The organism is Nonomuraea sp. NPDC005730 (assembly GCF_040630865.1).
Taxonomy (GTDB): Bacteria; Actinomycetota; Actinomycetes; order Streptosporangiales; family Streptosporangiaceae; genus Nonomuraea.
Genome location: NZ_JBEXYK010000025.1, coordinates 13,250 through 38,078 on the forward strand (window position 1 = coordinate 13,250; position 24,829 = coordinate 38,078).

Here is a 24,829-nt window from a genome sequence, read left to right on the forward strand (position 1 = left end):
AGTATCAAAGAACTATCGGGGGCGTTCGTCAAGGACGGCTTGCGTTTTTTGAAGCGTCTATGAAGAATCGCGGCCATGGCGCGACCCAGCCGGGCCCGGGAGAAGCGGGCCGAACTCGTCTCCGCCGCCCGCCGGGCGGTGCTCGAACGCGGCATCCTCGACCTGCGGCTGCGCGACGTCGCCGAGGTCGCCGGCATGTCGGCGGGGTCGGTGCTGTACTACTTCCCGAGCATGGCCGGGCTGCTCCAGGAGGTGCAGCGCGAGGCGGTCGACCGGTTCTGCGCCGCCCGCGAGGCCGCCGCCGCGCGCGAGCCCGACCTGCGGCGGCGCCTGGTCATCACCATCGGCAGCGGCCTGCCCGCCGGTCCGGGCGACGAGCTGTGCGTGCTGCTGTACGAGCTGGGGGCGCACGCCCGGCGCGACCCGGCGTACGCGGCCCAGCACATCAGGCTGTACGAGCGGCAGGTGGCCCTGTACGCCGCGATCCTGGAGGCGGGCTCGGCGACCGGCGTCTTCACGCTGACCCGGGACGCCATGACGATCGCCCGGAACCTGGTGGCGCTGGAGGACGGGCTGGGGCTGCACCTGCTGGACGCGGTGCAGCCGTTCGACACGGAGACGGCCCGCGACCTCCTCCTGTCCTACGCCACGGACGCCACCCACTGCCCCCTCCCCACCCCCTGACGCGCAGCTGCCCCGCCCATCCGTCGGCCGGCGGCGACGCCGGGCGATCATCACCTCGTCCACAGCACTCGCAAACACGGCACCCTCGGGCTGTCGGCTACATCTGGTTCTCGATGGCGGCGAACGTGTAGCGGCGGCCCCAGGGAACATTCGTCCAATCCTCCGGTGCGGGACGGCCGCCACAGTGGCCTCATGACCAGTTCCCACGGCGACACCGCCGAGAGCACGATGCTCTCCCTGGACGACGGCGACCTCCACGTCTGCCAGGACGGCCCCCGCGACGCCCCCGCCCTCCTCCTCATTCACGGTTCGGCGTCCTCGGCCCGCTCCTGGGACCAGTTGGTCCCCCTGCTCACGGGCTCCCATCGCGTCATCCGGATCGACCTCCTCGGCCACGGCCGCTCCGCCAAGCCGGACGACCGCGGCTACACCACTCCCGACCAGGCACGCCGGGTCGGCGAGGCGCTGGACCGGCTCGGCGTGCGGGAGGCCGTGGTCGCGGGCCACTCCAGCGGCGGCGCGGTCGCCACCGCCCTGGCCGAACAGCGTCCCGGCCTGGTGACGGCGCTCGTCCTGATCAACACCGGCCCCGGCCTGGACGCCTTCATCGCCCCGGCGGCGGCCGCGTTCGCCCCCTCGCAGTGGCCGCCGACCGACGAGCAGATCCGCCTGTTCGCGGCCCCGGGCTTCAGCCGTCCCGGCTACCAGCCCCCGGACGAGCTGCTGGACGAGGTCCGTTGCATGACCCTGCACACGCTCGCCGCGACCATGCAGGGCACCCGCGACTACCTGAACGAACGGCCGCTCCCCGACCGGCTGGCGCCCCTGGGCAAGCCGCTGCTGGTGATCTTCGGTGCGGACGACCGCCGATGGCGCTCATCGTCCGCGTCCGACTACCGCGTCGTGCCGGGGGCCGAGGTCGAGCTCCTGCCCGGCCTCGGCCACACCCCCATCCTGGAGGACCCCCAGCAGACCGCCATCGCTCTCCTCGCCTTCACCACGACCCACGCCAGGCAACCACACTGAGGCCACCGGGCCAGGAAGCCGTCCCGGCCGGGCGGCCGGGACGGGTCACCGGGCCGTGCGCCAGCTCTGCTCCTCCACCAGCTCCTGGCTGCGCCAGCCGCCGGAGGTGCGCCGCATGCGGTGGTGGTACCAGCCGCCGCCGTGCAGGAACCCCTTGGCGTCGGCCGCGGCCATGTCGCGGGTGGGGGCGAGGGTGTCGGTGAACGGCGCGCTGACCCGCGCCTCGTCCCCGGTGAGGACGATCCGCGCGGCGCCGATCAGGTGCAGGCGTCCCGGCCAGTGCGGCAGCACCTCGGCGAGCCAGCGCTTGACCTCCGCCGGCCCGCCCCTGATCCCGCCCGCGGACCGGTAGTCGATGACCGCATCCGGGCTGAACACCTCGTCGAGCAGGTCCCACTCGCCGGAGTCGACGGCCCGCGAGTAACGGGCCAGCAGGTCGGTGATCTCCAGGCGGTCGGCGATCTCCTGAACGTCCATGCCCCTGATCGAACCAAACGCTTGCTACATGCGCCAGGCCCGCCGCGCCGGGAAAGGCCCGCAAAAAGCGACAGCCAGGCCGGCGACCCGCCGACCTGGCTGTTGAGAGATGGTGGACGATACTGGGATTGAACCAGTGACCTCTTCCGTGTCAGGGAAGCGCTCTCCCGCTGAGCTAATCGTCCTTCATGGAGGTGGCGACGGGATTTGAACCCGTGTGGACGGCTTTGCAGGCCGCTGCCTCGCCTCTCGGCCACGCCACCGAGCCGGAAGCTCCGAGCGGAAGACGGGATTCGAACCCGCGACCCTCACCTTGGCAAGGTGATGCTCTACCACTGAGCCACTTCCGCGTGCCCCGCTCGTGCCGGGCGACGAGAGAACTCTAGCGAATCCTCGCCGAGTCCCCAAACCGGAGCGCTTCCGCGCAGGTCGTCCTAGGTGTGGCCGCCGTTGACGGTCACGCGCTGGCCGGTGACGAAGGCGCCGCCGTCCGAGGCGAGGAAGGACACCGCGGCGGCCACGTCGGCCGGCGTGCCCATGCGGCCGAGCGGCACCTCGGCCAGGTAGTCGGCCTCGTCGGCGCCCGCGTGCCGCTCCACCGGGATCCAGCCGGGGGCGACGACGTTCACCGTGATCCCGTACGGGCCCAGCTCGCGCGCCCAGGTCTGGGTCATGGCGTGCTGGGCGGCCTTCGCGGCGATGTAGGCGGACATGCCGGGCAGCTTGCGGTCGACGATGTCGGAACCGATCTGGATCACCCGGCCGCGCCCCCGTTCGCGCATGCCGGGCAGGACGGCCTGCACCAGCAGCGTGGGGCTCTTGACGAAGAACAGGAGCTGGTCGAGGTGGTCCTGCCAGGTCAGCTCCTCGACCGCCACCGACGGCTGCGGCCCGGTCGCGTTCACCACCAGCACCTCCACCGGCCCGAGGCGGGTCGCGACGCGGGCGACCAGGTCGGCCGTCTGGCCCTCGTCGGTGACATCCCCGGCGAACGCCTCGGCCGCGCCGCCTTCGGCCCGGATCTCGGCCACCACCTTCTCCGCGCCCGCGCGGTCGGAATGGTAGTTGACGGCGACGGCCAGACCGTCTGCGGCCAGCCTGCGCGCGATCACGGATCCCAGGCCGCGCGAGGCTCCGGTGACAAGGGCGATGCTCATGCCGCGCACTCTAACCCCCGCCCGAAGCCGCCCGCGCGCCCCGAAGCGGGCCGTTCCGAGTGGGCGCGCACGGCCACAGGGATGTCGGGTCCGGCGTGGGGCGAACCCACCGCGTGCCGCGTGCCGCTCAGGTCAGCGGCCCAGTTGCATGCCCGCCGGATGCGGCCCCTCCGTCTCCAGGCGGTACTCCTGGCCCGACACCGCCCGGTTGTCGTCGATGACCCGCTCCGACGGCGGCTTGTCCCCGCCCATGACCGCCTCCTGCATGCGCGTGAAGCGCTCGTGGGCCTCCTGGACGTACCCGGTGCCCAGCGTGGTGCAGTCGATCTGGGTGGCCAGCAGCTCCCGCAGGTACGCCTTGTTCGGCTCGAACGTCACCGGCGGCGGCAGCTCCGGAGCCAGCACCTGGTCGGGATCACGCCCGTCGAACCGCTTGAACAGCTCGCAGGCCAGCCGCAGGTGCTCGATCTCCATGTTCAGGTGCAGCTCCCAGACGGCCTTCACCCTGGGGTCGGACTCGGTCTCCAGGAACGAGTGGTAGAGGTAGCACTCGTTGTACTCGTGGTTGAGCAGCATCTCCCACCAGCTCTCGCCCGGGTCGACCAGCGACTCGTAGTGGGTGACGTGCTCCTCCTCCACCATGGCGATCTCCTGGTAGAGCTGCCGGGCGATCGGCTCCATGGCCAGCGGCCCGACGTTCATGTAGAAGTTCATGGTCTGCTGCTCGGCCGCCATGACGGTCAGGGCGTGCAGTTTCGACAGCGGCTCGGTGCGGTGCCGGTCGTACGGCTCGCGCACGTTGTCGACCGGGTCCCGGTGGTGCAGGTACGTCGGCCGCCCCGGCATGACCTCGGTGACCCCGTCCACGATCTTCTCGGCCTTGCGGTGCTCGATCATCTCGTAGAGGTTGGCGTACCGGTAGAGGTGGTCGAAGTCCTCCAGCACCCCGAACTGGTACGCCTGCGTCAGGTACGGGTCCGGCTCCATGCGCGCCACCCACGCCGTCAGGTCCACCGCGACCTGCTCGTAGGCGATGGTGGTCTCCAGCACCGACGAGACGCCGGGCAGCAGCCAGTTGACCGCCTTCTGCTGCTGCGCCTCGATGTGGCGCACCCGGGCGAGCTGCCGCTTCAGCTCCAGGTCGGTGCAGTGGCGGGCGAGCTGGTGGCTGAACAGGATCGCCTCGGTCTCGATGCCGTTCATCGTGATGATCCGGCAGCGGGTGTAAGGGTCGGCGTGGTCGGGATCGATGGGCGAGACGTTGAGCTCCCGCCAGTCGCGCAGCTGCTCGTCCAGCGGGATGCCCCGCTCCTGAAGTGGGTCGAAGGCCATGTCGCTGCGCCTACCCGCGGCCTGGTGGAGCAACCTCCGCGTTGCGTCGCCGAACGATCCGCGTTCGGTAAGGAGGCGCGTGCCCGACCGGCGCCCGGGTAGGCCGCTGGACGTGGCTGAACACGATGTCATCGACGTGCTGATGGCCCAGCACGGCCAGATCAGGGACCTGTTCGACGAGGTGGAGCAGGCGCCGCCGGAACGGGTCGGGGAGGCCTTCGAACGGCTGATCCGCCTGCTGGCCGTGCACGAGACCGCCGAGGAGGAGATCGTCCACCCCTACGCGCGCCGGAAGGTGGACGGCGGCCCCGGCGTGGTGGCCGACCGGCTGGCCGAGGAGAACCGGGCCAAGCGCCTGCTCGTCGAGATCGACCGGGCGGGCGTGGACGATCCGGCGTTCTGGGAGAAGCTGGCCGAGCTGCGCACGGCGGTCACCATGCACGCCCGCAGCGAGGAACGCTACGAGTTCGCCCAGCTCCGCCACAGCACCTCCGTCGTGGAACGCCGGGCCATGGCGGCGGCGGTGCGGGCGGCCGAGGCGGTCGGGCCGCTGCGGCCGCGGCCCGGCGTGGAGTCGGCGACGAAGAACGTGCTGATCGGCACGCCCCTCGCGCTGATGGACCGGGCCCGCGAGATCATCAGGAAGGCCCTGGGGAGCGGCTGACACTTCGTCCCCGGGCGAAATGTCGGTGCGTTAGCGTCGTGGGCATGGAGCACATCGCCCGTGACGCTGACATCGCGCCCGTCGCCGCACTCATCGCCGACCCCACCAGGGCCGCCATGCTCACGGCGCTGCTCGGCGGCCGGGCGCTGGCCGCCGGCGAGCTGGCCAGGGTCGCCGGGGTGAGCGCCGCGACCGCCAGCGCCCATCTGGCCCGGCTGCTCGACGGGAGCCTGGTCGACGTCGTCCGGCAGGGCCGCCACCGCTACTACCGGCTGGCCGGGCACGAGATCGCCGAGGTGCTGGAGACCCTGGCCAGGGTGAGCGCCCGCCCGCCGGTGCGCTCCCTGCGGCAGTCCCGGCAGGCGCGCCTGCTGGAGGAGGCCCGCACCTGCTACGACCATCTGGCCGGACGCGCCGGCGTCGCCCTGCTCGACCGGCTCAGGGACGGCGGCTTCTACGACCGCCAGGACCTCACCTCCGACGGCGAACGGCTGCTGACGGGCCTGGGCGTGGACGTCGAGGGCGCCCGCAGGGCCAGGCGGCGCTTCGCCCCGGAATGCCTCGACTGGACCGAACGCCGGTCACATCTCGGCGGCGCTCTCGGCGCCGCGATCACCGACGTCCTGCTGGAACGCGGCTGGTACCGGCGGGGATCGGTGCCGCGCGCGGTGGTCCTCACCGACGAGGGCAGGGAGGGGCTGGCGGCGATCTTCCCGAGTAAGGAGCTAACATCGGGTACGCCGGTTACCTAAGCGAGAGAGACGATCATGCGCGACAACGGAGTCGTGAACGTCGGCCCGGAGCCTCTGAGCTTCGACGACGTCATCAAGGTGGCCCGCCACGGCGCCGCCGTGCAGCTCACCGACGACGCGGTGGCCGCCATGGCGGCCGCCCGCCAGCGGGTGGACGAACTTGCCGAGAGCCCCGTGCCCGCCTACGGCGTCTCCACCGGGTTCGGTGCCCTGGCCACCCGGCACATCGACCCCGCGCTGCGGGCCCAGCTCCAGCGCTCGCTGGTGCGCTCGCACGCCGCGGGCAGCGGCCCCGAGGTCGAGACCGAGGTGGTGCGCGCGCTCATGCTGCTGCGTCTGCACACCCTGGCCACCGGCCACACCGGCATCAGGCCGGGCACCGCCAAGACCCTGGCCGCGCTGCTCACCGCCGGCATCACGCCGGTCGTGCACGAGTACGGCAGCCTCGGCTGCTCCGGCGACCTCGCGCCGCTGGCCCACGTGGCGCTGACGCTGATGGGCGAGGGCGTCGTCCGCGACGCCGCGGGGGAGCTCCAGCCGGCCGGGGAGGCGCTCAAGCAGGCCGGCATCGAGCCGGTCGAGCTGGCCGCCAAGGAGGGCCTGGCCCTGATCAACGGCACCGACGGCATGCTCGGCATGCTCATCCTGGCCATCTCCGACCTCACCAGGCTGGTCAGGACCGCCGACATCAGCGCGGCGATGAGCGTGGAGGCGCTGCTCGGCACCGACCGCGTCTTCATGCCGGAGCTCCAGGCCCTGCGCCCGCACCCCGGCCTGGCCAGGTCCGCCGCCAACATGACCAGGATCCTGGCCGGCTCCGGCGTCATGGCCAGCCACCGCGACCCGCAGGCCTGCACCCGCGTCCAGGACGCGTACTCGCTGCGCTGCGCCCCGCAGGTGGCCGGCGCCGCCCGTGACACGATCGCGCACGCCGCCACCGTGGCCGGCTGGGAGCTGGCCAGCGCCGTGGACAACCCGGCCGTGCTCGACGACGGCCGGGTGGAGTCCAACGGAAACTTCCACGGCGCGCCCGTGGGCTACGTGCTCGACTTCCTCGCCGTCGTGGCCGCCGACCTGGCCTCGATGTCCGAGCGCCGCACCGACCGCTTCCTCGACGTGGCCCGCAACCACGGCCTGCCCGCGTTCCTGGCCGACGACCCCGGCGTCGACTCCGGCCACATGATCGCCCAGTACACCCAGGCCGCGATCGTCTCGGAGCTGAAGCGGCTGGCCGTGCCCGCCAGCGTCGACTCGATCCCCAGCTCGGCCATGCAGGAGGACCACGTCTCCATGGGCTGGTCGGCGGCGCGCAAGCTGCGCAGGTCGGTCGACGGGCTGACGCGGGTGCTGGCCGTCGAGGTGCTGACCGCGGCCCGCGCGCTCGACCTGCGCGCCCCCCTGGAGCCCGCGCCGGCGACCGCGGCCGTGGTCAGGGCGCTGCGCGAGAACGTGCCCGCGCCGGGCCCCGACCGCTTCCTCGCGCCGGAGATCGAGTCCGCCGTGCGGCTGGTGGCCGAGGGCGGCGTCGTGGCCGCGGCGGAGTCGGTCACCGGGCCGCTGGACTAGCCCGTCCCGCTCAGCGGGGGAGGGCGACGATCAGGTCCATCTCCATCACCAGCCCCGGCCGGAACAGCTTCGACACCTCGACGGTCGTGCTGGCCGGGGGCGTGCCGGTGACGTACCGGTTGCGCACGTCCCTGAGCTGGAGGATGTCGTCCATGTCCGTCAGGTAGGTGCGGATGAAGGCGACGTCCTGCCAGCTCGCTCCCTGGTCGGCCAGGATGCGCGTGGTGACCGCGAAGATGTGCTCGGCCTGGTCCTTCAGCGAGCCGGGGGCGACCACGTGCCCCTGCTCGTCGAAGGCCGCCTGGCCGGAGACGTAGAGCATGTCGCCGACCCGAACGGCGTGCGAGTACGCGCCGTTCGTGGCCGGGATCGTGGACAGGTTCAGCGGCACCGCGCGCGCGGCGGGGGCGCCGCCGACGTGCTCGGCCACCGCCGTCAGGTCGCGCTCGCCCAGCCCGGCCGCCCGCGCCTCCTGGAGGCGTCGCCGGGCGGCCGTGGCCATCGACGCGCCCTCCCAGGCGGCCAGCTCCAGGTCCTTGGCGGCCAGGCCGAGCGAGTACCGGGTCTCGGTGGCGGGCGTGCGCAGCCGTTCGGCGACCTGGCCGAGCGGCGTGCCGGCCAGCACGTCGAGCAGCGTGTCCCGGTCCACGCCGTGCGCCGCCCCGTACGCCAGCGTCTCGGCGACCAGCACCTGCGCGGGCACGATCGCGCTCATGACGGCGATCTTCATCGCCGCGCCGGAGCCCAGCGGCCCGGTCTCGCGCACGCTGCCGAAGACCGACAGCACCTCGCGGCAGCCCGACACGTCCCCGCCGGCCAGCACCACCAGCGAGCCGTCCGCCGCCGGGCCCACGCTGCCCAGCACCGGCGCGTCCACCAGCGCGACCGACGCGGGCAGCAGCTCGCGCAGCTCGCGCACCGCCTCCGGGCCGATCGTGGACATCTCCACCACCGTCGCGCCGGGCCGCAGACCGGGCAGCGCGGCCGTCAGCACCTCGCGCACCGCCCCCGGATCGCTGAGCATGGTGATCACCAGCTCGGCGCCGTCCACCGCCTCGGCGGCCGTCACGCCGGTCCCACGCCGCCACGTCGTCACCTTGTGCCCGGCCTCCACGAGTCGCCGAGCCATGGGGACGCCCATGCGTCCCTGTCCGAGAAATGCAATCACGGGAACAGTCAACAGGGATGCGAGGTATTCCACCACCGACTAGATTGCATGGCAGCCATGCATGAGACGAATGCCTTCGACCTCCAAGCCCTCCGCCTCTTCGACGAGGTGGCCCGGAGCGGTTCCTTCACCGCCGCCGCCGAGCTGCTCGGCTACACCCAGTCGGCGGTCTCCCGGCGCATCGCCGCGCTGGAACGGGCCGGCGGCGGCCACCTGTTCGAACGCCTGCCGCGCGGCGTGCGCCTGACCCCCGCCGGCACGGCCCTGCACCGGCACGCCGTCGCCGTGCTCGACCGGCTGGCCCGCGCCGGCGAGGAACTGGCCGCGATCCACGCCGGGCGCGGCGGCACGCTGCGCGTGGGCGCGTTCGCCACCGCCAACGTCGACCTCATGCCGTCCACGCTGAAGCGTTTCCTGGCCGCGCATCCCGGCGTCGAGCTGCGGATGACGGAGGCGCTGACCTCACGGCTCATGGAACGCCTGCACGCCGGGGCGCTCGACGTGGCCGTGATCAGCGACTACCCGGCCGGGCTGCCCGCCGAGGACGCCCGGCTCGTCCGGCTCTGCCAGGACCGGCTGCTCGTCGCGCTGCCCGCCGGCCACCCGCTGGCCGCCGAGCCCGACGTGGACCTGCGCGACCTGGCGGAGGACAGCTGGATCGAGGCCGCGCCGCGCGGGCAGCCGACACCGCTGGTGGCCGCGTGCGCCGCCGCCGGGTTCACGCCGCGCGGCGGGCTGCGGGTGGCCGAATGGTCGGGCAAGTTCGGGTTCGTCGCCGCCGGGTTCGGCGTGACGCTGGTGCCCGAGCTGGCCGCGCGGGCGGTGCCGCCGAACCTGGTGCTCAAGCCGCTGCGCGAGGCCACCCCCGTCCGTACGGTGTACGCGGCCCTTCCCGAGGTTTCCCTGCCCTCCGCGCTGGAACTGGTCGAGATGCTGGGACAATGGGAGGTGTGTACGACGGTTTCGCCCACTTAAACGGTCATCTCGCCACCGGACTCCGCGACGTGACGACCGACCTCGCCGCCCTCGACGGCGAGGGCTGGTGGGCCGTCGTCGTCGACTACGAGGGCAAGGCGACCTGCGCCCGCTTCGACCGCGTGCGCCCGTCCGCGCTGCCCTCGCCCAGGGGCCATTGGCACGGTCCACATCCGGACCAATGGCGTACCTCGCTCGACCGCGCCGCCTACGAACGCGGCGTGCGCGCGATCCGCGACCACATCGAGCGGGGCGAGGTCTACCAGGCCAACCTCTGCCGCGTCCTGTCCGCCCCCGTCCCGCCCGGCGCAGACCCGCTGGCGCTGGCCGCGCGGCTGGCCGAGGGCAACCCGGCTCCGTACGCCGCCGTCGTCGACGTGCCGGGGCTGAGCGTGGTGTCGGCCTCGCCGGAGCTCTACCTGTCGCGCGAGGGCGACGTCGTGGAGTCCGGCCCCATCAAGGGCACCGGCGTCACCGCCGCCGACCTGCTGGAGAAGGACTACGCCGAGAACGTCATGATCGTCGACCTGGTCCGCAACGACCTGGGCCGGGTCGCGGCGGTCGGCTCGGTCGAGGTGCCCTCCCTGTGCGCGGTCGAGGAGCATCCGGGTCTCGTCCACCTCGTCTCCACCGTGCGGGCCAGGCTCGCGCCCGGAGCGGGCTGGCCGGAGCTGTTCGCCGCCACATTCCCGCCCGGGTCTGTCACGGGCGCGCCCAAGTCGTCCGCTCTGCGCATCATCAATGAGCTCGAACCGGTCCCCCGGGGGCCCTACTGTGGTGCCGTGGGCTGGGTCGACGCCGACCGGGGCAGGGCGGCGCTGGCCGTGGGCATCAGAACATTCTGGATCTCAGCAGGCGAGATCCGCTTCGGCACCGGCGCGGGCATCACGTGGGGCAGTGACCCCGCGCGTGAATGGTCCGAGACCGAGCTGAAGGCATCCAGGCTCATCTCACTGGCATCCTCAGGAGGAAACCGATGAACATCCCTGTCTGGGTCAACGGGGAACTGATCGACCCCGCGCAGGCCACCGTCTCCGTGTTCGACCACGGGCTCATGGTCGGCGACGGCGTCTTCGAGACGATCAAGATCGTCGACGGCGAGTCGTTCGCGCTCACCCGGCACCTCGACCGGCTCACCCTCTCGGCCCAGCGCATGGACCTGCCCGAGCCCGACGTCGAGGCCATCGCCGAAGGCGTCGGCAAGCTCCTGGCGGCCGCCCCCGCCTGGCCGCTCGGCCGCATCCGCATCACCTACACCAGCGGTCCGGGCCCGCTCGGCTCCGACCGGGGCGACCAGGGCACCACCTCGATCGTCATCGTCGACGAGCAGAAGCCCTTCCCTGAGACCGCCAACGTGGCCGTCGTCCCCTGGCCGCGCAACGAGCGCGGCGCGCTGTCCGGCGTCAAGAGCACCTCCTACGGCGACAACGCCAAGGCCCTGCTGCACGCCAAGAACCAGGGCGCCGGGGAGGCGATCTTCGGCAACCTCGCGGGCGACCTGTGCGAGGGCACCGGCTCCAACATCTTCATCGTGCGCGACGGCCGCCTGATCACCCCCACGCTCGCCTCCGGCTGCCTGGCCGGCGTCACCCGCGCGCTGGTGCTCGAATGGTGCGGCGGCGAGGAGACCGACGTCCCGCTGCAGGCCCTGTACGAGGCCGAGGAGGCGTTCCTCACCTCCACCACGCGCGACATCCAGCCGATCAGGCTGGTCGACCGGACCGAGCTGCCCACCGCGCCCGGCCCGATCACCGCCAAGGCCATGCGGATCTTCGCCGAGCGCGCCGCCGCCGACCTCAACCCCTGACCCGCCATTGACAGGGCCCCGCCGCCGGGGCCCTGTCCCTTCATCCGTCAGTACGACTTCTGCGTCTGGACGTTGAAGTCGGCCATCTTCACCTGCTTGGCCGGATCCGTGACGGGGTCGTCGATGCGCAGCACGTCCAGGCCCTCGCGCATGTCGCTGGAGTAGATGTAGCCGTTGTAGTAGTAGGCCGACCACGAGCCGGCGATGCCGCCCTCCGGGTGCGGACGCCGCTCGAAGAAGCCGATCTCCTTCGGGGCGGCCGAGTCGGTGAAGTCCCAGATCGACACCCCGCCCTGGTACCAGGACTGCACCATGACGTCCCTGCCCTTCACCGGGATCAGCGAGCCGTTGTGGGCCACGCAGTTCTCGTCCTTCTCCTGGTTCCGCGGGATCTTGAAGTAGCCGCGGCGTTCCAGCTTGCCGTTCACCAGGTCGTACACGGCGTCGGCGCCCTTGGTGCGCGGCGTGCCGGCGTCGCAGGTGGCCTGGCTGCCGCCGCCCAGCTCGTCCCCGAAGACGACCTTCGTCGCGTCGTTGTTGAACGTCGCCGAGTGCCAGATCTGGAAGTTCTCGGTGTCGCGGATCTGCTGGATCACCCGTGGACTGACCGGGTCGGAGATGTCGAGCAGCACGCCGTCGCCGAAGCAGGCCGCCGCGGCGAGCTTCTTCTCCGGGTAGGCGGTGATGTCGTGGCAGCCCGCGAACATCTGGGTGTTCTGCTGCTGGGGGAAGATGTTCGGCTGCGCCACGACCTTGGCGGACCTGGGGTCGTCGAGCGGGATCTCCACGATCTGGATGTTCTGGTGCGGCGCCGGGCACGTCCGCGAGTCCGGCTCGGGGCCGGGGGAGGAGACGTAGACGTAGAGCTTGTCGTCGGTGGGCACCATGGTGTGCGTGTGGGAGCCGCAGTCGGTGCGCACCGCGCCGACGTAGCGGGGGCTCTTCTTGTCGCTGATGTCGAACAGGCGCAGGCCCTCCCAGTCGCGGGAGTTCTCGCCGGAGTCGCAGCCCTCGCCGTCGCGCGGCTCGTCGATCGACAGGATCAGCAGGTCGCCGTGCACGCTGACGTCGTTCTGCTGCGCCGGGCAGGACACCTGGCTCACCGTCTTCGGCTTGGCCGGGTCGCTGACGTCGTAGATCGTGAACCCGGCGAAGTTCCCGACGAACACGTAATTGCCCTGAAAGGCCAGGTCGGTGTTGAAGTTGTCGTCCCCGGCGAACGGGCCGGAGCGCGGGACGTTCGCCACATGCTTGACGTTGGCGCTGGTCAGCACCTCGCCCGTGCCGGACGCCGTGCCGGACGCCGTGCCTGACGCCGTGCCGCTCTCCTGCGAGGAGGCCGGCCCCGGATCACCGGCCGACGGCGGTTCCGCCGCGCACGCCGAAGCCAGCAACAACGCCGCGCACAACACCGCTCCGCGCAACTTGGCGAAGATCAACACGCGTCCCCTTTATCTCTCGTGGCTCACTATGGAAGTTATGCCAGCACGTTGGTGGCCGCGTACGATCTCCATCACAGTTGTGATGACATTTGCGCTTTCGGCCTGTTCTCAGCCGCCTGCCCCGGACGTCCCGGTCGTCGGGACGGACGCCCCCGTCCTGGTGCCCGCCAGCCCCGGAGCCCCCGCCCGGACGGCGGCCCCCGGGGAACGCGTCGGCCCGAGCCCGGCCCCCACCCTCGCCGCCGACGTTCGCTTCGCCGAGGCGATGATCCCCCACCACCGGCAGGCGCTGGAGATGACCTCCCTGGTCGAGGCCCGTACGACCACCCCGGTCATCCGCGCGCTCGCCCGCTCGATCACCGCCGCCCAGACCCCCGAGATCAGGTCCATGACCGTCTGGCTCGCCGAACTCGGCCGCCCGGCCCCCGCCGACCACGACCACGGCGCGGCGGCCGGCTACGGCATGGCCACCGAGCAGCAGCTGAACGCCCTGCGAGCGGCCAAGGGGGCCGCGTTCGACCAGATGTTCCTGCGCCTGATGACCCGGCACCACCAGGGCGCGGTGAAGATGGCGGGGGAGGAGCTGGCCGGCGGCCGCGACTACCGCATGCGCCTGCTGGCCAGGGACGTCTACTCCGGCCAGAGCATCGAGATCGAACGCATGCGCCAGGCCGCGACCACGCTCCCGCCCTGACGCCGCACATGCCGAGGCCCCGGCGTCGGGGTGGACGCCGGGGCCTCGGGGGTGACGGTTCAGGACGGCCAGAGCATGTTGGTGAGCTCGGCGTCCAGGTCCATGAAGTCGGTCTCGCGCCCCGCGGGCACCTTCTCGTACGTCCGGTGGAGGAACTCCGTGAGGGGGGCCAGCGGCACTTCGAAGAGCGCCTGCCCGAACGGCGAGGTGAGGCTGATGTGCAGGGTGCGCTCGCCATCGGCGCGTGCGGGCCATACCTGCACGTCGCCATCGCCGACCCGCCGCACGATGCCTACGGTCAGCAGTTCACGAGCAAAGATCCACTCGACCGGCTCGTCGTTCCCTACGTGGAAGGCCATGCGGATGGCATACGGATCGTCGGCTGTGTAGCTCAGTCCGGCGAGCAGGGGGACGGTAGTACGGTCGGGGACCACTAGCCGAAGGCCAAGCTCGGCGGAGACGGTGGTGCTGTTCATCGTCAGCCAAACCTTTTCGTCGTAGGTCCCCTCTTCGGGGCTTTCACTGCTCTGACGGACTTCGTCCTGAGCTATGACGCGGAACGAAGAAACCTGTAGGAAAGATTCCGCCTCAAGGGCCTTCTGTAACGCACATCACAGCTGGACATTTAGGCATCTACCTGGCTAAACGGCATCAATCGGGTCGTATTTGCGAGGGTTTTGCTGTTGTAGAGCCTGCCCCGACGGGCTCGACCAAGAACGTTTCTACCGAAAAGATCGCGATCGGTGTCTTCCGGGACACGACGATGGTATGACACCGACCCACCACGCCGATGGGCAACCGCCGCCTTTTGCTCGAATCCCTCGCGCCCGGCGCCCACGAAGATCGCCCGCGACCGCTCCGTTTCGCCACCACCCCCAGAGTGCGGTATGGTTTTCCCCGTCAGCACCGCAAGGCGCCGACAGGGCGGGCGATTAGCTCAGCGGGAGAGCGCTTCGTTCACACCGAAGAGGTCACTGGTTCGATCCCAGTATCGCCCACTCGTAAGTCGCAGGTGAAGGGGTTTCGGAGATCATCCGAGGCCCCTTCTCTCATTTTGAGGGGCCGATCCGGGGGCCGTCCCACTTGGATCTCAATCCGTCGGCTTCTCGCCCAAGATGGTGATCCGGCCTTGAGCTGGTGGGCGGCCGGCCTGGCGGCCAGGCTCAGGTCGTGGAACGCGCCGTCGAGGTGAGCGACGACGGGATCGCGCCCGGCTGCACCGGGCCCTGGAGAGCCTCGACCGTCCGCTCACCGTCGAGGAGTCGGCCGTCCATGCCGGCATGAGTGTCCGCGGCCTCCACCGCGACCTGCGGGCGGTGACGGGCACGAGCCCCATGAAGTGGCTGCTGCACAGCCCCGCCCCGCCGGGAGCCGGCGGGGCGTCATCCCTGAAGACGAGCTCCGTCGAGCTCTACCCTCCTGGGTTGAGCCGGTGGTCCTCCTCACGCCAGAGGCGGCGGCCGTGCACGCTTGACACCGTGAAAGGGTGAAACGTGCACTCGTCATCACCGCCCTGGCTCTCGCGCTGGCCGGATGCGGCTCCGCTCCGCCGCAGCGCCTGACGGTTCCGAAGCCGACGGGCCCGCATCCGGTGGGTACCGTCTCGGTCCACCTGGTGGATCAGTCCCGCCCGGATCCCTGGAACGGCTCCGGCAGGAAGCGGGAGCTGATGGTCAGCCTGTGGTACCCGGCCCGGGACGTACAGGGTCACCCGGTCGCCCCCTGGATGCCGAGGGCGGCGGCGGACCGGTACCTGGAGATGAACGACCTGGAGCCGGGCTCGCTGTTGCTGGACAGGACGGACGGTCACGAGGGCGCGCCCGTCGACACGAGCCTGGGCGAACTGCCGGTCGTCCTGTACTCGCCGGGCGCCAACGCCTCGCGCGCGTACGGGACCGGCGTCGTCGAGGAGCTGGCCAGCCGGGGATACGCGGTGGTCACCGTGGATCACCCCTATGACGCGGCGGTGGTGGAGTTCCCCGGCGGCCGGGTGGAGACGGGTCCCGAGGTGACCGATTTCGCCAAGGCGGTCGAGGTGCGGGTGGCTGACGTGCGGTTCGTCCTGGACAGCCTGTCCCTGCTGGCGGAGAAGGTGCCCGGACGTACCGGGAAGCCGCTCTTCGACCTCGCGCGGATCGGGATGTTCGGGCATTCGCTCGGCGGCGCGGCCACCTCCTCCGCCATGTACGCCGACCCGCGGATCAAGGCCGGGCTCGGCCTGGACGGCGCCGTCTTCGGCAAGGTGGCGCAGTCCGGCCTCGACCGGCCGTACATGGTGGTCGACACCGACGGGAAGGGCGGCATGGCCACCAATCCGACACTGCGTGCCTTCTGGGACGGGTTGCGGGGATGGCGGCTCAACGTGACGCTCAAGGGGGCGGCGCACAACTCCTTCGGCGACGACGTCCTGCTCATCCCCATGTCGGCCGGGGCGCTGGGGCTGGGGAAGGAGCAGCTGGCGGAGGTCGTCGGGACGATCCCGGCCGAGCGGGCGCTGGCCTTCCAGCGCGCCTACCCGCCGGCCTTCTTCGAGCAGACGCTGCGCGGCCGTCCGCAGGCGTTGCTGCGGGGCCCGTCAGCCGCCTTCCCCGAGGTCTCCTACCGCCGCTGACGGCGCCTGCCCGCCGGCCGTGACCACGCCGCCCTCGTAGGCGGCGATGACGAGCTGCGCCCGGTCGTGCGCGGCGAGCTTGGCCAGCAGGCTGCGGACATGGGTCTTGACCGTCGCCTGCCCGATGCCGAGCCGCTCGGCGATCTGCGGGTTGGTCAGCCCTCGGGCGACCAGCACCAGCACCTCCCGCTCCCGGCCGGACACCTGGGTCAGCCCCGCCGCCAGCCGGGCCGGGGTCGCGGCGGGCTCGCGCCGGGCGAACTCCCCGATCAGCCGCGTGGTGACCGACGGGGCCAGGAGCGCCTGCCCTTCCCCGACGATGCGCAGCGCCTCCAGCAGGTCGCCGGGCCCGGTGTCCTTCAGCAGGAAGCCGCTGGCTCCGGCGCGCAACGCCCCATAGACGTACTCGTCGAGATCGAACGTGGTCAGCATCACCACCCGCGTCCCGGCGGTCGCCGGGTCGGCCTTGATCAGCTGGGTGGCCTTGATCCCGTCGAGGCCGGGCATGCGGACGTCCATGAGCACCAGGTCGGGCCGCAGGTCGCGGGCCAGTTCCACGGCCTGCTGCCCGGTCCCGGCCTCGCCGACGGTCGCCAGGCCGGGGGCGGTGTCGATCAGCCTGCGCAGGCCCGCGCGCAGCAACGCCTGGTCCTCGGCGATCAGTACCGTGCACGTGCTCACCTGCCGTCCTCCTCGGAACCGCCTGGCAAGGGCAGTCCTGCGCGGACGGCGAAGCCGCCGCCGGGCTCCGGTCCGGCCGAGAACGTCCCGCCGTGCAGGATAACCCGCTCCTTGAGCCCGGCCAGCCCGTGACCCCCCGCACGCGGCGCACCCCCGCGACCGTCGTCGACGACCTCGACCACCAGTTCGCGCGGCGCGCGGGTGACGACGGCCACCCGGCACCGGGCCGGGCCGGCGTGTTTGAGCACGTTGGTCAGTGACTCCTGCACGAGGCGGTGGACGACCAGGGCCGCCTCGCCGCCGAGCGCGAGGCCGGGCTCGACGTCGAGCTCCACCCGCACGTCACCGTCCGGGATCGCCGCGACCAGCTCGCGCAGCGTGTCCGTCATGTACGGCGCGCCGTCCCGCTCTGCCGGGGCGTCGCGGAGCAGGCCAAGAAGGCCGCGCAAGTCCGTGAGCGCCTTCCGGCTGGTCTGCTCGATGATCGACAACGCTTCACCCGCCTCCTCGGGGTGCGTGGCGGCGACGTGGTTGGCGATGCCGGCCCGCATGGAGATCAGGCCCATGCTGTGGGCGACGACGTCGTGCACCTCACGAGCCACACGCAGCCGTTCCGCCGTCGCCGCGGCCTGCGCCGACCGTGCGACGGCCTGCGCGGAGTACGCGCGCTGCTCCCGTACGGCAAGCCCGATCGTCCACGCCAGACCGAGCAGCAGCCAGGCGAATCCGCACGCCGAGGCCGCCTCCGTCCAGGAAGGCGAGCCGATCGCGGCACCGGCGGCGCTCACCGCCAGCGCGGCCACCAGCGCCGTCACCGCCGTCCGGCGCGCCGCCAGCAGCGCCACCGCGTGCAGCGCGACCGCCAAGGGCACGAACGCCTCCTGCCACCCGGCGAACGGCGCGAACACCGCCGCCACCAGGACCACCGCGCACACCGGCACCGGCCACCGACGCCGCACCGCCGGCGGCAGGCAGGCCAGCGCGATCACCGGCACGGCGACATAGGGCGACACTCCGGCGGACTCCGGCGCCAGCACCGCCGCCACCGAGAACCCGGCGGCCAGGGCAACGGCCGCGGACACGTCGACGGCGATCCAGTGTCCCGGCCGCAGCCTGCGCGCGATCAAGGGACGCCGTTCGGCCATGCGCCCACCCTAGACGGGCCGGCCACGGCGGCGTGCGGATGTGGATCACGAAGCTGGTGATCTAGGGTGCGGGCATGTCGTACGTGCTCCACGGTGTCGTCGGTGAGTTCGACCGTCTCCGCTCCCTGGCGGGCGAAGTGCCACGGGCTGTGGTGGCGCCTCTCGGGCAACGCCTGGGGCTGCTGCCGGTGACCGACGAGATCTGCGACGAGCCGACCGGTGCGCGGCAGGAGAGCGGGCTGTTGATGCTCATGTCCCCGGGGCTCGCCGGGAGACTGAAGGACTGGTCCCGAGGCGGCCGTGTCGCTTACGTGGAAGCGGACTTCTGGGGTGGCAGCGGCAGCCAGGCCGCCGCCCTGTGGGAGAACGGCCGTCGGAGCCGGGGGCCCGAGCGCGCCTCGATCCAGGCCGGACCGCCGCGCGACGACTGGCCGATCAACGCCGTGCTCGCGCGCCTCGGAGTGGTCAGAGCAGGTGCGGCGGACCTCTTCGACGCGGTCGGCCTCGGGCGGGAACGCGACATGGACGGGTGGCGCCGGGCGGGCCTGGATGCCCTGGACGCCCCCGGCTACGACGCGTGGGAGGCCGCATGCCGCGCCAGGGAGGAGGCCGACGCCCGCGCCGCCGCCGAACGTGACAGGTACGCCAGGCGTGACGACGTCCCCGTCGTGTTCGACGGCAGGACGGTGATGCGGATGCTCGGCCTCCCGCCCTCCCCGACGGTGGGGGCCGCGATCCGGCACCTGCAGGAGGTTCACCTGGAACGCGGTTCCCTCACTCGCGACGAGGCGGCCGCCGAACTCCGCCGTTGGGTCCGGAGCTTCCGGAGCACTCGATGACTCACGCTGCGCCCGGCGGCACTGACGTTCCGGTGGCGTCGACCTGAGCGCCAGGCCGAGACGGTCTGGCGGCCTGGCCCAACCATGTGGCCAGGAATTGGCTCTGTGCCTACGATGGCGCCCTTCCCAAGAACAACGATCATGAATTCTCTCCCGATGCGTCTCATCGCCGTGGGCGCCTTCGTGGCGATGGCCATCCAAGAATGCGCCGATCGAGGCGACGGGCGGGCGGCTGTGCGCCCAGGTCCCCGCAGGTGGTGACAACGTGTGGGCCGCGATGGTCGGGCAGAGCGGCATCGCCGTGGAGGCCGGGAAGACGTACCGGCTGAGCTTCAAGGCGTCGGTGACGCGGCCGGTGAAGATCAGGTCGGTGGTCCAGGACAGCGGCGCGAAGCCCGCCGTGATCGTGGACGGCTACCCCGGGGTCGGCACCGGGTCCAGGACCTACGCCTACCAGAACACCGCCAAGACCTCGGACCGGGAGGCCCGGGTGTCGTTCCAGGTGGGCGGTGCGAACGCGCGGTACACGCCGTGCGTCAACAACCCTGCGGGTCAATACAGCTAGGCAGACCATCCAGCCTCTTCTACGCTCCGGGCATGGCGGATCTCGGGCTCTTCCAGGCATGGGGCATGTGGTTCGACAACGTCCAGGTGAACCAGCACACCCTCTACGGGGCTTCGATCCTGGCGCTCGGCCGCATCGGCAAAGTCGTCTCCTTCTTCGCCGGGATGACCGTCGTCCTGGACATCATCGGACCCGACCGCATCAGGCAGTTCGCCGACAGGTTCAAGCGGTTCGATCCCCTTCGGTCGCTCACGCTTCAGAGGCTCGGCCTCTGGGTGTCGGCGTTGGGGCTACTTGTCGCCATCGCTGCATTTGTGAGCGGCAATCTCCACCTCGGGCCCACCGCGGACAGAATCACTGTGGTGCTGGCAAATGTCGTCGGGGTTGTGGCGCTGGCCATCACTCCTCAGATCGCAAGGGTGCTGACACAAGTCTTGGCCAGGGGTCTGGAGAGCCGATCCTGGGAGCGCGTCATCCGCTGGACTGCGGTGATGCTGCTTGTGCTCGGCTTCCACTTCGATCTCCTCGCCTCATGACGCGGCGCCCCACTCTCGCGTCCTTCACGCCTTGTGCGTCCCGGTCTACGGTGGGTGCCTCGCCCGCCTGTTGCCCCCGTACGGACGGTCGTCAGGCCGGTGGGCGTTGAGGGGCGTCCGCTCCACGCTCCCGTGCGAGCCCGCCCGTCGTGAAACTCCCCACCTCACCCCGCTGGAGCAGGTCACATCCTGGCGTGGCGGCAACGCGCTGACCGGACATGGGAAGCGCTCATCGAATGCGTCATCGACGCCATCCGTGGCGGCCTACAGCCTCCCGAACGCTCGTGGATGCCCGCCCATCGCCCAACGGCGACTTCTTCACCGCTCCTGGCCCAGAAGAAGACCTTCCGCGTCTCCGCCCCTCCCGGCAGCGCGTTCATCGGCATCCAGTACACGTGGGCCGGCGTCACGGACGCCCTGGCCAAGTTGAAGGGCGCGGGTTGGATACAGGGTGCCTGACTGAACCTCAGTGCGGGTAGGGCGGCTGGGAGACATTCTGCACGGGATACGTACGGGTGACGTTCCAGCCGATGAACGTGAGCGGAATTGCAGCGATCAGCCAGATGCCGAGGGTGCAGCCGGCGAGCCACCAGTGGACGAGCAGCCACAGCAGTAGGTGGACGACGAACGCTGTGGGGTTGAACCCGCGCTCGCGCACCGTGACCCACTGCACCGGCCCGAACTGGGGCGCCTGCGATGCCTGCTGGTACGGCTGCATGTGGGGCTGCACCTGGTAGGGCCGGCTGTACGGCTGAGGCAGGTAGTGGTGTGGCCCCTGCTGCCCGTACGCCTGCGGGTACTGCGGCCCTGAAGGGCCGTAGGGCTGCCCGTACGGGTCCTGGGGCGGCTGGGGCGGATAGGCCATGAGGCGCCTCCTGAGACGTCGGAACCAGTGAGACGCGGCAGGCGTCCGGTTGGTTGCCCCTGATCTTGTCCACATCCGGACATTGCACGTGCCGTCCCGCTCTGATCTTGGCCTGGAGCTGCCCCACGGGCGTTCAGGTGGTTCCAGAACGTGGCCAGGCCCCGGACGCATCGATGGGGAAGCCGGAGCGTGCGGCGCGACTCGGGAGTCTTGGCGTCCCCGCCGGCACGCACCGACCGGGACTTGGATGGACGTCCTGGCCGGCCCCTGGGCAGTTCGCAGAGCAGCACGACGTTTGGTCTGACCTGGTCGCGGGCCTGTGCCCTGGTGATGGCTCGTTTGAGGATCGAGCATCGATCCGGGATCGTGAGAGGGCTGGGGGCCACCACGGTCCATTCACGGGGACGGTCATCAGCCCTGTTCGGCGCACGTTCGATCAATGGGCGCGGCGGTGCGCGCCGGGGACGTGCTGCTTCTTCTCGCGGATGACCGCGTGGGCGTCGGCGAGGGGGCCGAGGTGCCGAAGTTTGTCGGGGTTGATGATCGAGCGGATGGTCTGGATGCGTCCGTCCAGGATGTCGAGCGTCCAGATGCTGACGAGCCGGCCGGCGCGGTCGCGGATGATCGCGCCGGGCTGGCCGTTCACCTCGTGCGCCTCCAGCACCGCGCCGATCCGGGCGAACGGCGGGATGGCGACGGACAACACTCGGGCCACCTTCGCCACGCCGAGGACCGGCAGGATGCTTCCGATCTTGCCGCCGCCGTCGTTGACCAGCCGGACATCGGCGGCCAGCAGTTCCTGCAGCCCTTCGATGTCCCCCTCCTTGAGCGCGCCGATGAACCGCCCGGCAAGCTGGTCCCGGGACCGGCGATCGGCCTGGAAACGGGGCCGGCCCGCGTCCATGTGGCGGCGCGCCTGCACCGCGAGCTGGCGGCAGGCCGCCTCCGACCGCTCCACCGCGCAGGCGATCTCCCGGTAGCTGAAGGTGAACACCTCGCGCAGCACGAAGACCGCACGCTCGAGCGGGCTGAGCCGCTCCAGCAGGATCAGCGCCGCCATCGACACCGAGTCGGCCAGCTCCGCCGACCGCTCCGGGTCCTGGTAGGGGTCGGTCAGCAGCGGTTCGGGGAACCACGGCCCGACGTAGGCCTCGCGCCGGACGCGGGCCGAGCGCAGCACGTCGATCGAGATCCGGGTGACCGTCGCCGACAGGAAGGCCTTGGGCGAGTCGGGCCGGGTCGCGGCGCCCTCGTAACGCAGCCAGGTCTCCTGGACGGCGTCCTCGGCTTCGCTCACACTGCCCAGGATCCGGTAGGCGATCGCGAACAGCAGCGGCCGTAGCGCCTGGAACTCCTCGGTGCGGGTCACGCCGACCATTGGTATCACCATGGCTGGACAGAGGCGACAAAGTGTCGCACGTCACACTCGGCCGAGCTCACATCCGTGCGGGGCTGTCTCGTCCAGGGGGGTAACAGCTGAAAGGAGCACAGCATGCAGAAGGTCTGGTTCGTCACCGGCTCGTCCCGCGGCCTGGGCCGCAACTTCGTGGCGGCCGCCCTGTCGCGCGGTGACCGGGTCGCCGCCACCGCCCGGAGCACCGCGGGACTGAAGGAACTGGTCGACGCCCACGGCGACGCGGTGCTCCCCCTGGAGATGGACGTGACCGACCGGGCCGCCGTCTTCGAGAGCGTGCGGCGAGCGAAGGAGCACTTCGGCCGGCTCGACGTCATCGTGAACAACGCCGGCTACGCCCAGGTCGGTGCGGTCGAGGAGCTGACCGAGCAGGACCTGCGCGACCAGCTGGAGACCAACCTGTTCGGCGCGGTGTGGGTGGTCCAGGCCGCACTGCCGTACCTGCGCGAGCAGCGCTCGGGGCACATCATCCAGCTGTCCTCGGCCGCCGGGGTCATCGCCATGCCGCTCGGCGGCGCCTACCACGCCTCCAAGTGGGCCCTGGAGGGCCTGAACGAGGCGCTCGCCGGCGAGGTCGCCGAGTTCGGCGTCAAGGTGACCATCATCGAGCCCGGCGGCTTCGCCACCCGGAACGGCAACAACCCCGACCCGCTCGCCAACGGCCACATGGCCAGGACCGACCCGGCCTACGACGGTCTGCGCCGGCGCCTGGGCGCGATGGCGGGCAAGATGCCCGCAGGAGACCCGGCCGCCGCGGCGCAGGCGCTTCTGAAGCTCGTCGACTCCGCCGACCCGCCGGTTCGGGTGCTGTTCGGCAAGGGCTTCCACCCGCTGATCCAGCAGGCCTACGCCGACCGGCTCAAGACCTGGGCCGACTGGCAGGACCTCTCGATCGAGGCGCACGGCCCGCTCCAAGCCGGCTGACCGGCCCGCGCAGCCCTGACCCCTGACAAAAGTAAGGGTCCGAGCCTGTCTTTCGGGCATGTGGGGGGTGGTGGCGTCATTTCTACAGTTCTGCGCATGATCAGAACTCGCCGTAACCCCGCCCCCCTCCTCCTCGCCCTGACGCTGGCCCTCCCGGCGGCGGCCGCGGCGGCCGCCTCGGCTTCGGCGCCCGCCGCCGCCTCCACCACGGGCACCTCCGACGTACGCGTCGCGATCCCGCACCCCACCGGCCGGTACGAAGTAGGGCGCGACACCCTGCATCTCGTCGACGCCGGCCGCCGCGACCCGTGGACGCCCGCGGCCGCACGCGAGCTGATGGTGTCGGTGTACTTCCCGGCGCGCACCGGCGGGAGCGCCGCGCCGTACATGACCGTCGACGAGGCCCGGCTGCTCCTCAAGGGGCAGAAGCTCGACACCGTCTTCAAGCCCGAGCAACTCGCCGAGGTCAGTACGAACGCGCACCTGAACGCTCGTCCCGTCGGCGGCCGGCACCCCTTGGTGGTGCTCTCACCGGGGTTCACCCTCAACCGGGCCACCCTGACCACACTCGCCGAGGACCTCGCCTCCAAGGGCTACGTCGTCGCCCTCGTCGATCACGCCTACGAGTCGTTCGGCACGACCTTCCCCGGCGGCCGTACCCTGACCTGCGTCGCGTGCGAGACGGTGGAGAGCGCCCCCTCCGACGAGGCGGAGAAGGAGCTGATGGCCAAGGCCGCGGTCAACCGGGCAGCCGACCTGTCCTTCGTGATCGACCGGCTGACCCGCCCCGTACGGTCCGCACCCGCCTGGAAGCACTGGCAGATGATCGACCCGCGCCGGATCGGCGCCGCGGGCCACTCGCTCGGCGGCAACGCCGCGGCGAGCGTCATGGCCGCCGACCGGCGGGTCCGCGCCGGGGTGAACCTGGACGGCTCGTTCTTCGCCCCGGTCGCGGCCGCCGGCCTCGGCGGGCGGCCGTTCCTCATGCTCGGCACCAAGGCCCAGCACTCACCCGGCTCCGCCGACACCACCTGGGCGCGGGACTGGCCACGCCTGGACGGCTGGAAGCGCTGGCTGACCGTGGCCGACTCCGGCCACTTCACCTTCATCGACCTGCCCATCCTGGGCGCCCAGGTCGGGATCGTCGACCCCGCCGCGCCCCTGTCGGGCAAGCGGTCGGGCGAGATCACCACGGGGTACGTCGGCGCCTTCTTCGGCCGGCACCTCCGTGGCGAGCGGCAGCCCCTGCTGAACGGCCCGTCCCCCGCCAACCCGGAGGTGTCCTTCCAGAACCCCTGAGGCCGCACCGGCTGCCTGTGCTCGTCGGCGGGGCGCGGTCCGCGGGACTGCCGAACGGGCTTCCACCGCCGCCCTCCAGGTGGTCGCGCAGACTCGTCATGTAGTGCTGCCGGCTGCGGCTGCACAGGGCAGTCGACGTGAGCGCGTCGAAGAGGGCGTCAGGGAAGGCTTTCACCCGCACGGTCGTCCGCAATGTCGGTCATGGC

The 24,829-nt window shown here is 71.4% G+C and carries 26 protein-coding genes and 4 tRNA genes; 17 read left to right on the forward strand and 13 right to left on the reverse strand.

Annotated features, from left to right (window positions below; all coding sequences use genetic code 11):
* Positions 1-75: 75 nt before the first annotated feature.
* Positions 76-684 carry a TetR/AcrR family transcriptional regulator gene (locus ABZ444_RS26390; RefSeq protein ID WP_358002019.1) on the forward strand — a complete coding sequence of 203 codons (609 nt, stop codon included), beginning with the start codon at positions 76-78 and terminating at the stop codon, positions 682-684.
* A gap of 192 nt (positions 685-876) precedes the next feature.
* On the forward strand, positions 877-1,710 hold the full coding sequence (locus ABZ444_RS26395) for an alpha/beta hydrolase (protein ID WP_358002022.1): 834 nt from the start codon (positions 877-879) through the stop codon (positions 1,708-1,710).
* Between the two features lie 45 nt (positions 1,711-1,755).
* Here the strand turns inward: ABZ444_RS26395 and ABZ444_RS26400 are convergent, their stop codons facing one another.
* The 6 genes from ABZ444_RS26400 to ABZ444_RS26425 all read right to left on the reverse strand — a co-directional run bounded on the left by ABZ444_RS26400 (position 1,756) and on the right by ABZ444_RS26425 (position 4,676).
* Positions 1,756-2,187 (reverse strand): nuclear transport factor 2 family protein, encoded by a 432-nt coding sequence (locus ABZ444_RS26400; protein ID WP_358002025.1) that lies wholly within the window; start codon positions 2,185-2,187, stop codon positions 1,756-1,758.
* Between the two features lie 110 nt (positions 2,188-2,297).
* A tRNA-Val gene (locus ABZ444_RS26405) sits at positions 2,298-2,372 on the reverse strand.
* 4 nt (positions 2,373-2,376) lie between these two features.
* Positions 2,377-2,450, reverse strand: a tRNA-Cys gene (locus ABZ444_RS26410).
* 15 nt (positions 2,451-2,465) lie between these two features.
* Positions 2,466-2,537, reverse strand: a tRNA-Gly gene (locus ABZ444_RS26415).
* A gap of 84 nt (positions 2,538-2,621) precedes the next feature.
* Positions 2,622-3,344 carry an SDR family oxidoreductase gene (locus tag ABZ444_RS26420; RefSeq protein ID WP_358002028.1) on the reverse strand — a complete coding sequence of 241 codons (723 nt, stop codon included), beginning with the start codon at positions 3,342-3,344 and terminating at the stop codon, positions 2,622-2,624.
* Positions 3,345-3,476: 132 nt separating this feature from the next.
* Positions 3,477-4,676 (reverse strand): hypothetical protein, encoded by a 1,200-nt coding sequence (locus tag ABZ444_RS26425; RefSeq protein WP_358002031.1) that lies wholly within the window; start codon positions 4,674-4,676, stop codon positions 3,477-3,479.
* 112 nt (positions 4,677-4,788) lie between these two features.
* On the opposite strand from ABZ444_RS26425, the gene ABZ444_RS26430 reads away from it, so the two are divergent.
* Genes ABZ444_RS26430 through hutH form a run of 3 tightly spaced genes read left to right on the forward strand, consistent with a single transcriptional unit; the run spans position 4,789 to position 7,658 of the window.
* A complete protein-coding gene (locus ABZ444_RS26430; RefSeq protein ID WP_358002034.1) occupies positions 4,789-5,340 on the forward strand; it encodes a hemerythrin domain-containing protein in 552 nt (183 codons plus the stop codon).
* A 44-nt stretch (positions 5,341-5,384) separates the two neighbouring features.
* On the forward strand, positions 5,385-6,092 hold the full coding sequence (locus tag ABZ444_RS26435; RefSeq protein WP_352361291.1) for a helix-turn-helix transcriptional regulator: 708 nt from the start codon (positions 5,385-5,387) through the stop codon (positions 6,090-6,092).
* Between the two features lie 15 nt (positions 6,093-6,107).
* Positions 6,108-7,658, forward strand: a complete 1,551-nt coding sequence (gene hutH, locus ABZ444_RS26440) for a histidine ammonia-lyase (protein ID WP_358002038.1) — start codon at positions 6,108-6,110, stop codon at positions 7,656-7,658.
* 10 nt (positions 7,659-7,668) lie between these two features.
* On the opposite strand, the gene ABZ444_RS26445 is transcribed toward hutH, so the two are convergent.
* The gene (locus ABZ444_RS26445) at positions 7,669-8,862 is read right to left on the reverse strand and encodes an NAD(P)-binding domain-containing protein (RefSeq protein WP_358002041.1); all 1,194 of its coding nucleotides are present in this window, start codon (positions 8,860-8,862) and stop codon (positions 7,669-7,671) included.
* Positions 8,863-8,883: 21 nt separating this feature from the next.
* Here ABZ444_RS26445 and ABZ444_RS26450 point away from each other — a divergent pair, with 21 nt between their 5' ends.
* The 3 genes from ABZ444_RS26450 to ABZ444_RS26460 are packed head-to-tail and all read left to right on the forward strand — an operon-like array spanning position 8,884 to position 11,608.
* Positions 8,884-9,801, forward strand: a complete 918-nt coding sequence (locus tag ABZ444_RS26450) for a LysR family transcriptional regulator (RefSeq protein WP_358002044.1) — start codon at positions 8,884-8,886, stop codon at positions 9,799-9,801.
* Positions 9,802-9,830: 29 nt separating this feature from the next.
* The gene (locus ABZ444_RS26455) at positions 9,831-10,781 is read left to right on the forward strand and encodes a chorismate-binding protein (protein WP_358002047.1); all 951 of its coding nucleotides are present in this window, start codon (positions 9,831-9,833) and stop codon (positions 10,779-10,781) included.
* Positions 10,778-11,608 (forward strand): aminotransferase class IV, encoded by an 831-nt coding sequence (locus ABZ444_RS26460; protein WP_358002050.1) that lies wholly within the window; start codon positions 10,778-10,780, stop codon positions 11,606-11,608. Before ABZ444_RS26455 ends, ABZ444_RS26460 begins: the two co-directional genes overlap by 4 nt.
* Positions 11,609-11,655: 47 nt before the next feature.
* Here the strand turns inward: ABZ444_RS26460 and ABZ444_RS26465 are convergent, their stop codons facing one another.
* A complete protein-coding gene (locus tag ABZ444_RS26465) occupies positions 11,656-13,050 on the reverse strand; it encodes a hypothetical protein (protein WP_358002053.1) in 1,395 nt (464 codons plus the stop codon).
* An 82-nt stretch (positions 13,051-13,132) separates the two neighbouring features.
* Between ABZ444_RS26465 and ABZ444_RS26470 the strand changes: the two genes are divergently transcribed.
* Complete coding sequence (locus ABZ444_RS26470) at positions 13,133-13,744, forward strand: DUF305 domain-containing protein (RefSeq protein ID WP_358002056.1); 612 nt, start codon at positions 13,133-13,135, stop codon at positions 13,742-13,744.
* Positions 13,745-13,803: 59 nt separating this feature from the next.
* Here ABZ444_RS26470 and ABZ444_RS26475 read toward each other — a convergent pair whose 3' ends face one another.
* Positions 13,804-14,220, reverse strand: coding sequence for an SsgA family sporulation/cell division regulator (locus ABZ444_RS26475; protein ID WP_020547189.1), 417 nt, complete (start codon positions 14,218-14,220; stop codon positions 13,804-13,806).
* A 450-nt stretch (positions 14,221-14,670) separates the two neighbouring features.
* Here ABZ444_RS26475 and ABZ444_RS26480 point away from each other — a divergent pair.
* The 3 genes from ABZ444_RS26480 (at position 14,671) to ABZ444_RS26490 (ending at position 16,355) form a co-directional block, all read left to right on the forward strand.
* A tRNA-Val gene (locus tag ABZ444_RS26480) sits at positions 14,671-14,742 on the forward strand.
* A gap of 282 nt (positions 14,743-15,024) precedes the next feature.
* Positions 15,025-15,234, forward strand: coding sequence for a hypothetical protein (locus tag ABZ444_RS26485; protein ID WP_358002059.1), 210 nt, complete (start codon positions 15,025-15,027; stop codon positions 15,232-15,234).
* Positions 15,231-16,355, forward strand: a complete 1,125-nt coding sequence (locus ABZ444_RS26490; protein ID WP_358002062.1) for a lipase — start codon at positions 15,231-15,233, stop codon at positions 16,353-16,355. Before ABZ444_RS26485 ends, ABZ444_RS26490 begins: the two co-directional genes overlap by 4 nt.
* Here the strand turns inward: ABZ444_RS26490 and ABZ444_RS26495 are convergent.
* A complete protein-coding gene (locus tag ABZ444_RS26495; RefSeq protein ID WP_358002065.1) occupies positions 16,320-17,036 on the reverse strand; it encodes a response regulator transcription factor in 717 nt (238 codons plus the stop codon). The genes ABZ444_RS26490 and ABZ444_RS26495 overlap by 36 nt on opposite strands.
* On the reverse strand, positions 17,033-18,181 hold the full coding sequence (locus ABZ444_RS26500; RefSeq protein ID WP_358002068.1) for a histidine kinase: 1,149 nt from the start codon (positions 18,179-18,181) through the stop codon (positions 17,033-17,035). The genes ABZ444_RS26495 and ABZ444_RS26500 overlap by 4 nt, the downstream gene beginning before the upstream one ends.
* A 74-nt stretch (positions 18,182-18,255) precedes the next feature.
* On the opposite strand from ABZ444_RS26500, the gene ABZ444_RS26505 reads away from it, so the two are divergent.
* From ABZ444_RS26505 to ABZ444_RS26515, 3 genes are all read left to right on the forward strand, one after another.
* Positions 18,256-19,020: a hypothetical protein gene (locus tag ABZ444_RS26505; RefSeq protein WP_358002071.1), complete on the forward strand. Its 765-nt coding sequence runs from the start codon at positions 18,256-18,258 to the stop codon at positions 19,018-19,020.
* Positions 19,021-19,165: 145 nt separating this feature from the next.
* Positions 19,166-19,585 carry a carbohydrate binding domain-containing protein gene (locus tag ABZ444_RS26510; RefSeq protein WP_358002297.1) on the forward strand — a complete coding sequence of 140 codons (420 nt, stop codon included), beginning with the start codon at positions 19,166-19,168 and terminating at the stop codon, positions 19,583-19,585.
* Between the two features lie 32 nt (positions 19,586-19,617).
* Complete coding sequence (locus tag ABZ444_RS26515) at positions 19,618-20,121, forward strand: hypothetical protein (RefSeq protein WP_357964210.1); 504 nt, start codon at positions 19,618-19,620, stop codon at positions 20,119-20,121.
* Between the two features lie 466 nt (positions 20,122-20,587).
* Here ABZ444_RS26515 and ABZ444_RS26520 read toward each other — a convergent pair whose 3' ends face one another.
* Both ABZ444_RS26520 and ABZ444_RS26525 read right to left on the reverse strand, forming a co-directional pair.
* Positions 20,588-20,986 carry a hypothetical protein gene (locus ABZ444_RS26520; RefSeq protein ID WP_358002074.1) on the reverse strand — a complete coding sequence of 133 codons (399 nt, stop codon included), beginning with the start codon at positions 20,984-20,986 and terminating at the stop codon, positions 20,588-20,590.
* A 436-nt stretch (positions 20,987-21,422) separates the two neighbouring features.
* Positions 21,423-22,355, reverse strand: coding sequence for an RNA polymerase sigma-70 factor (locus ABZ444_RS26525; protein ID WP_358002300.1), 933 nt, complete (start codon positions 22,353-22,355; stop codon positions 21,423-21,425).
* A gap of 123 nt (positions 22,356-22,478) precedes the next feature.
* Between ABZ444_RS26525 and ABZ444_RS26530 the strand changes: the two genes are divergently transcribed.
* Together ABZ444_RS26530 and ABZ444_RS26535 are read left to right on the forward strand one after the other, a co-directional pair.
* Complete coding sequence (locus tag ABZ444_RS26530) at positions 22,479-23,324, forward strand: SDR family NAD(P)-dependent oxidoreductase (protein ID WP_358002077.1); 846 nt, start codon at positions 22,479-22,481, stop codon at positions 23,322-23,324.
* 96 nt (positions 23,325-23,420) lie between these two features.
* Positions 23,421-24,623 (forward strand): alpha/beta hydrolase, encoded by a 1,203-nt coding sequence (locus tag ABZ444_RS26535; protein ID WP_358002080.1) that lies wholly within the window; start codon positions 23,421-23,423, stop codon positions 24,621-24,623.
* The last annotated feature ends 206 nt before the right edge of the window (positions 24,624-24,829 follow it).

Coding starts and splice junctions, on each gene's coding strand:
- ABZ444_RS26390 (WP_358002019.1), top strand. CDS start 76: ATGGCGCGACCCAGCCGGGCCCGGGAGAAGCGGGCCGAACTCGTCTCC.
- ABZ444_RS26395 (WP_358002022.1), top strand. CDS start 877: ATGACCAGTTCCCACGGCGACACCGCCGAGAGCACGATGCTCTCCCTG.
- ABZ444_RS26400 (WP_358002025.1), bottom strand. CDS start 2,187: ATGGACGTTCAGGAGATCGCCGACCGCCTGGAGATCACCGACCTGCTG.
- ABZ444_RS26420 (WP_358002028.1), bottom strand. CDS start 3,344: ATGAGCATCGCCCTTGTCACCGGAGCCTCGCGCGGCCTGGGATCCGTG.
- ABZ444_RS26425 (WP_358002031.1), bottom strand. CDS start 4,676: ATGGCCTTCGACCCACTTCAGGAGCGGGGCATCCCGCTGGACGAGCAG.
- ABZ444_RS26435 (WP_352361291.1), top strand. CDS start 5,385: ATGGAGCACATCGCCCGTGACGCTGACATCGCGCCCGTCGCCGCACTC.
- hutH (WP_358002038.1), top strand. CDS start 6,108: ATGCGCGACAACGGAGTCGTGAACGTCGGCCCGGAGCCTCTGAGCTTC.
- ABZ444_RS26450 (WP_358002044.1), top strand. CDS start 8,884: ATGCATGAGACGAATGCCTTCGACCTCCAAGCCCTCCGCCTCTTCGAC.
- ABZ444_RS26460 (WP_358002050.1), top strand. CDS start 10,778: ATGAACATCCCTGTCTGGGTCAACGGGGAACTGATCGACCCCGCGCAG.
- ABZ444_RS26470 (WP_358002056.1), top strand. CDS start 13,133: ATGACATTTGCGCTTTCGGCCTGTTCTCAGCCGCCTGCCCCGGACGTC.
- ABZ444_RS26475 (WP_020547189.1), bottom strand. CDS start 14,220: ATGAACAGCACCACCGTCTCCGCCGAGCTTGGCCTTCGGCTAGTGGTC.
- ABZ444_RS26485 (WP_358002059.1), top strand. CDS start 15,025: ATGAGTGTCCGCGGCCTCCACCGCGACCTGCGGGCGGTGACGGGCACG.
- ABZ444_RS26500 (WP_358002068.1), bottom strand. CDS start 18,181: ATGGCCGAACGGCGTCCCTTGATCGCGCGCAGGCTGCGGCCGGGACAC.
- ABZ444_RS26505 (WP_358002071.1), top strand. CDS start 18,256: ATGTCGTACGTGCTCCACGGTGTCGTCGGTGAGTTCGACCGTCTCCGC.
- ABZ444_RS26515 (WP_357964210.1), top strand. CDS start 19,618: ATGGCGGATCTCGGGCTCTTCCAGGCATGGGGCATGTGGTTCGACAAC.
- ABZ444_RS26520 (WP_358002074.1), bottom strand. CDS start 20,986: ATGGCCTATCCGCCCCAGCCGCCCCAGGACCCGTACGGGCAGCCCTAC.
- ABZ444_RS26530 (WP_358002077.1), top strand. CDS start 22,479: ATGCAGAAGGTCTGGTTCGTCACCGGCTCGTCCCGCGGCCTGGGCCGC.
- ABZ444_RS26535 (WP_358002080.1), top strand. CDS start 23,421: ATGATCAGAACTCGCCGTAACCCCGCCCCCCTCCTCCTCGCCCTGACG.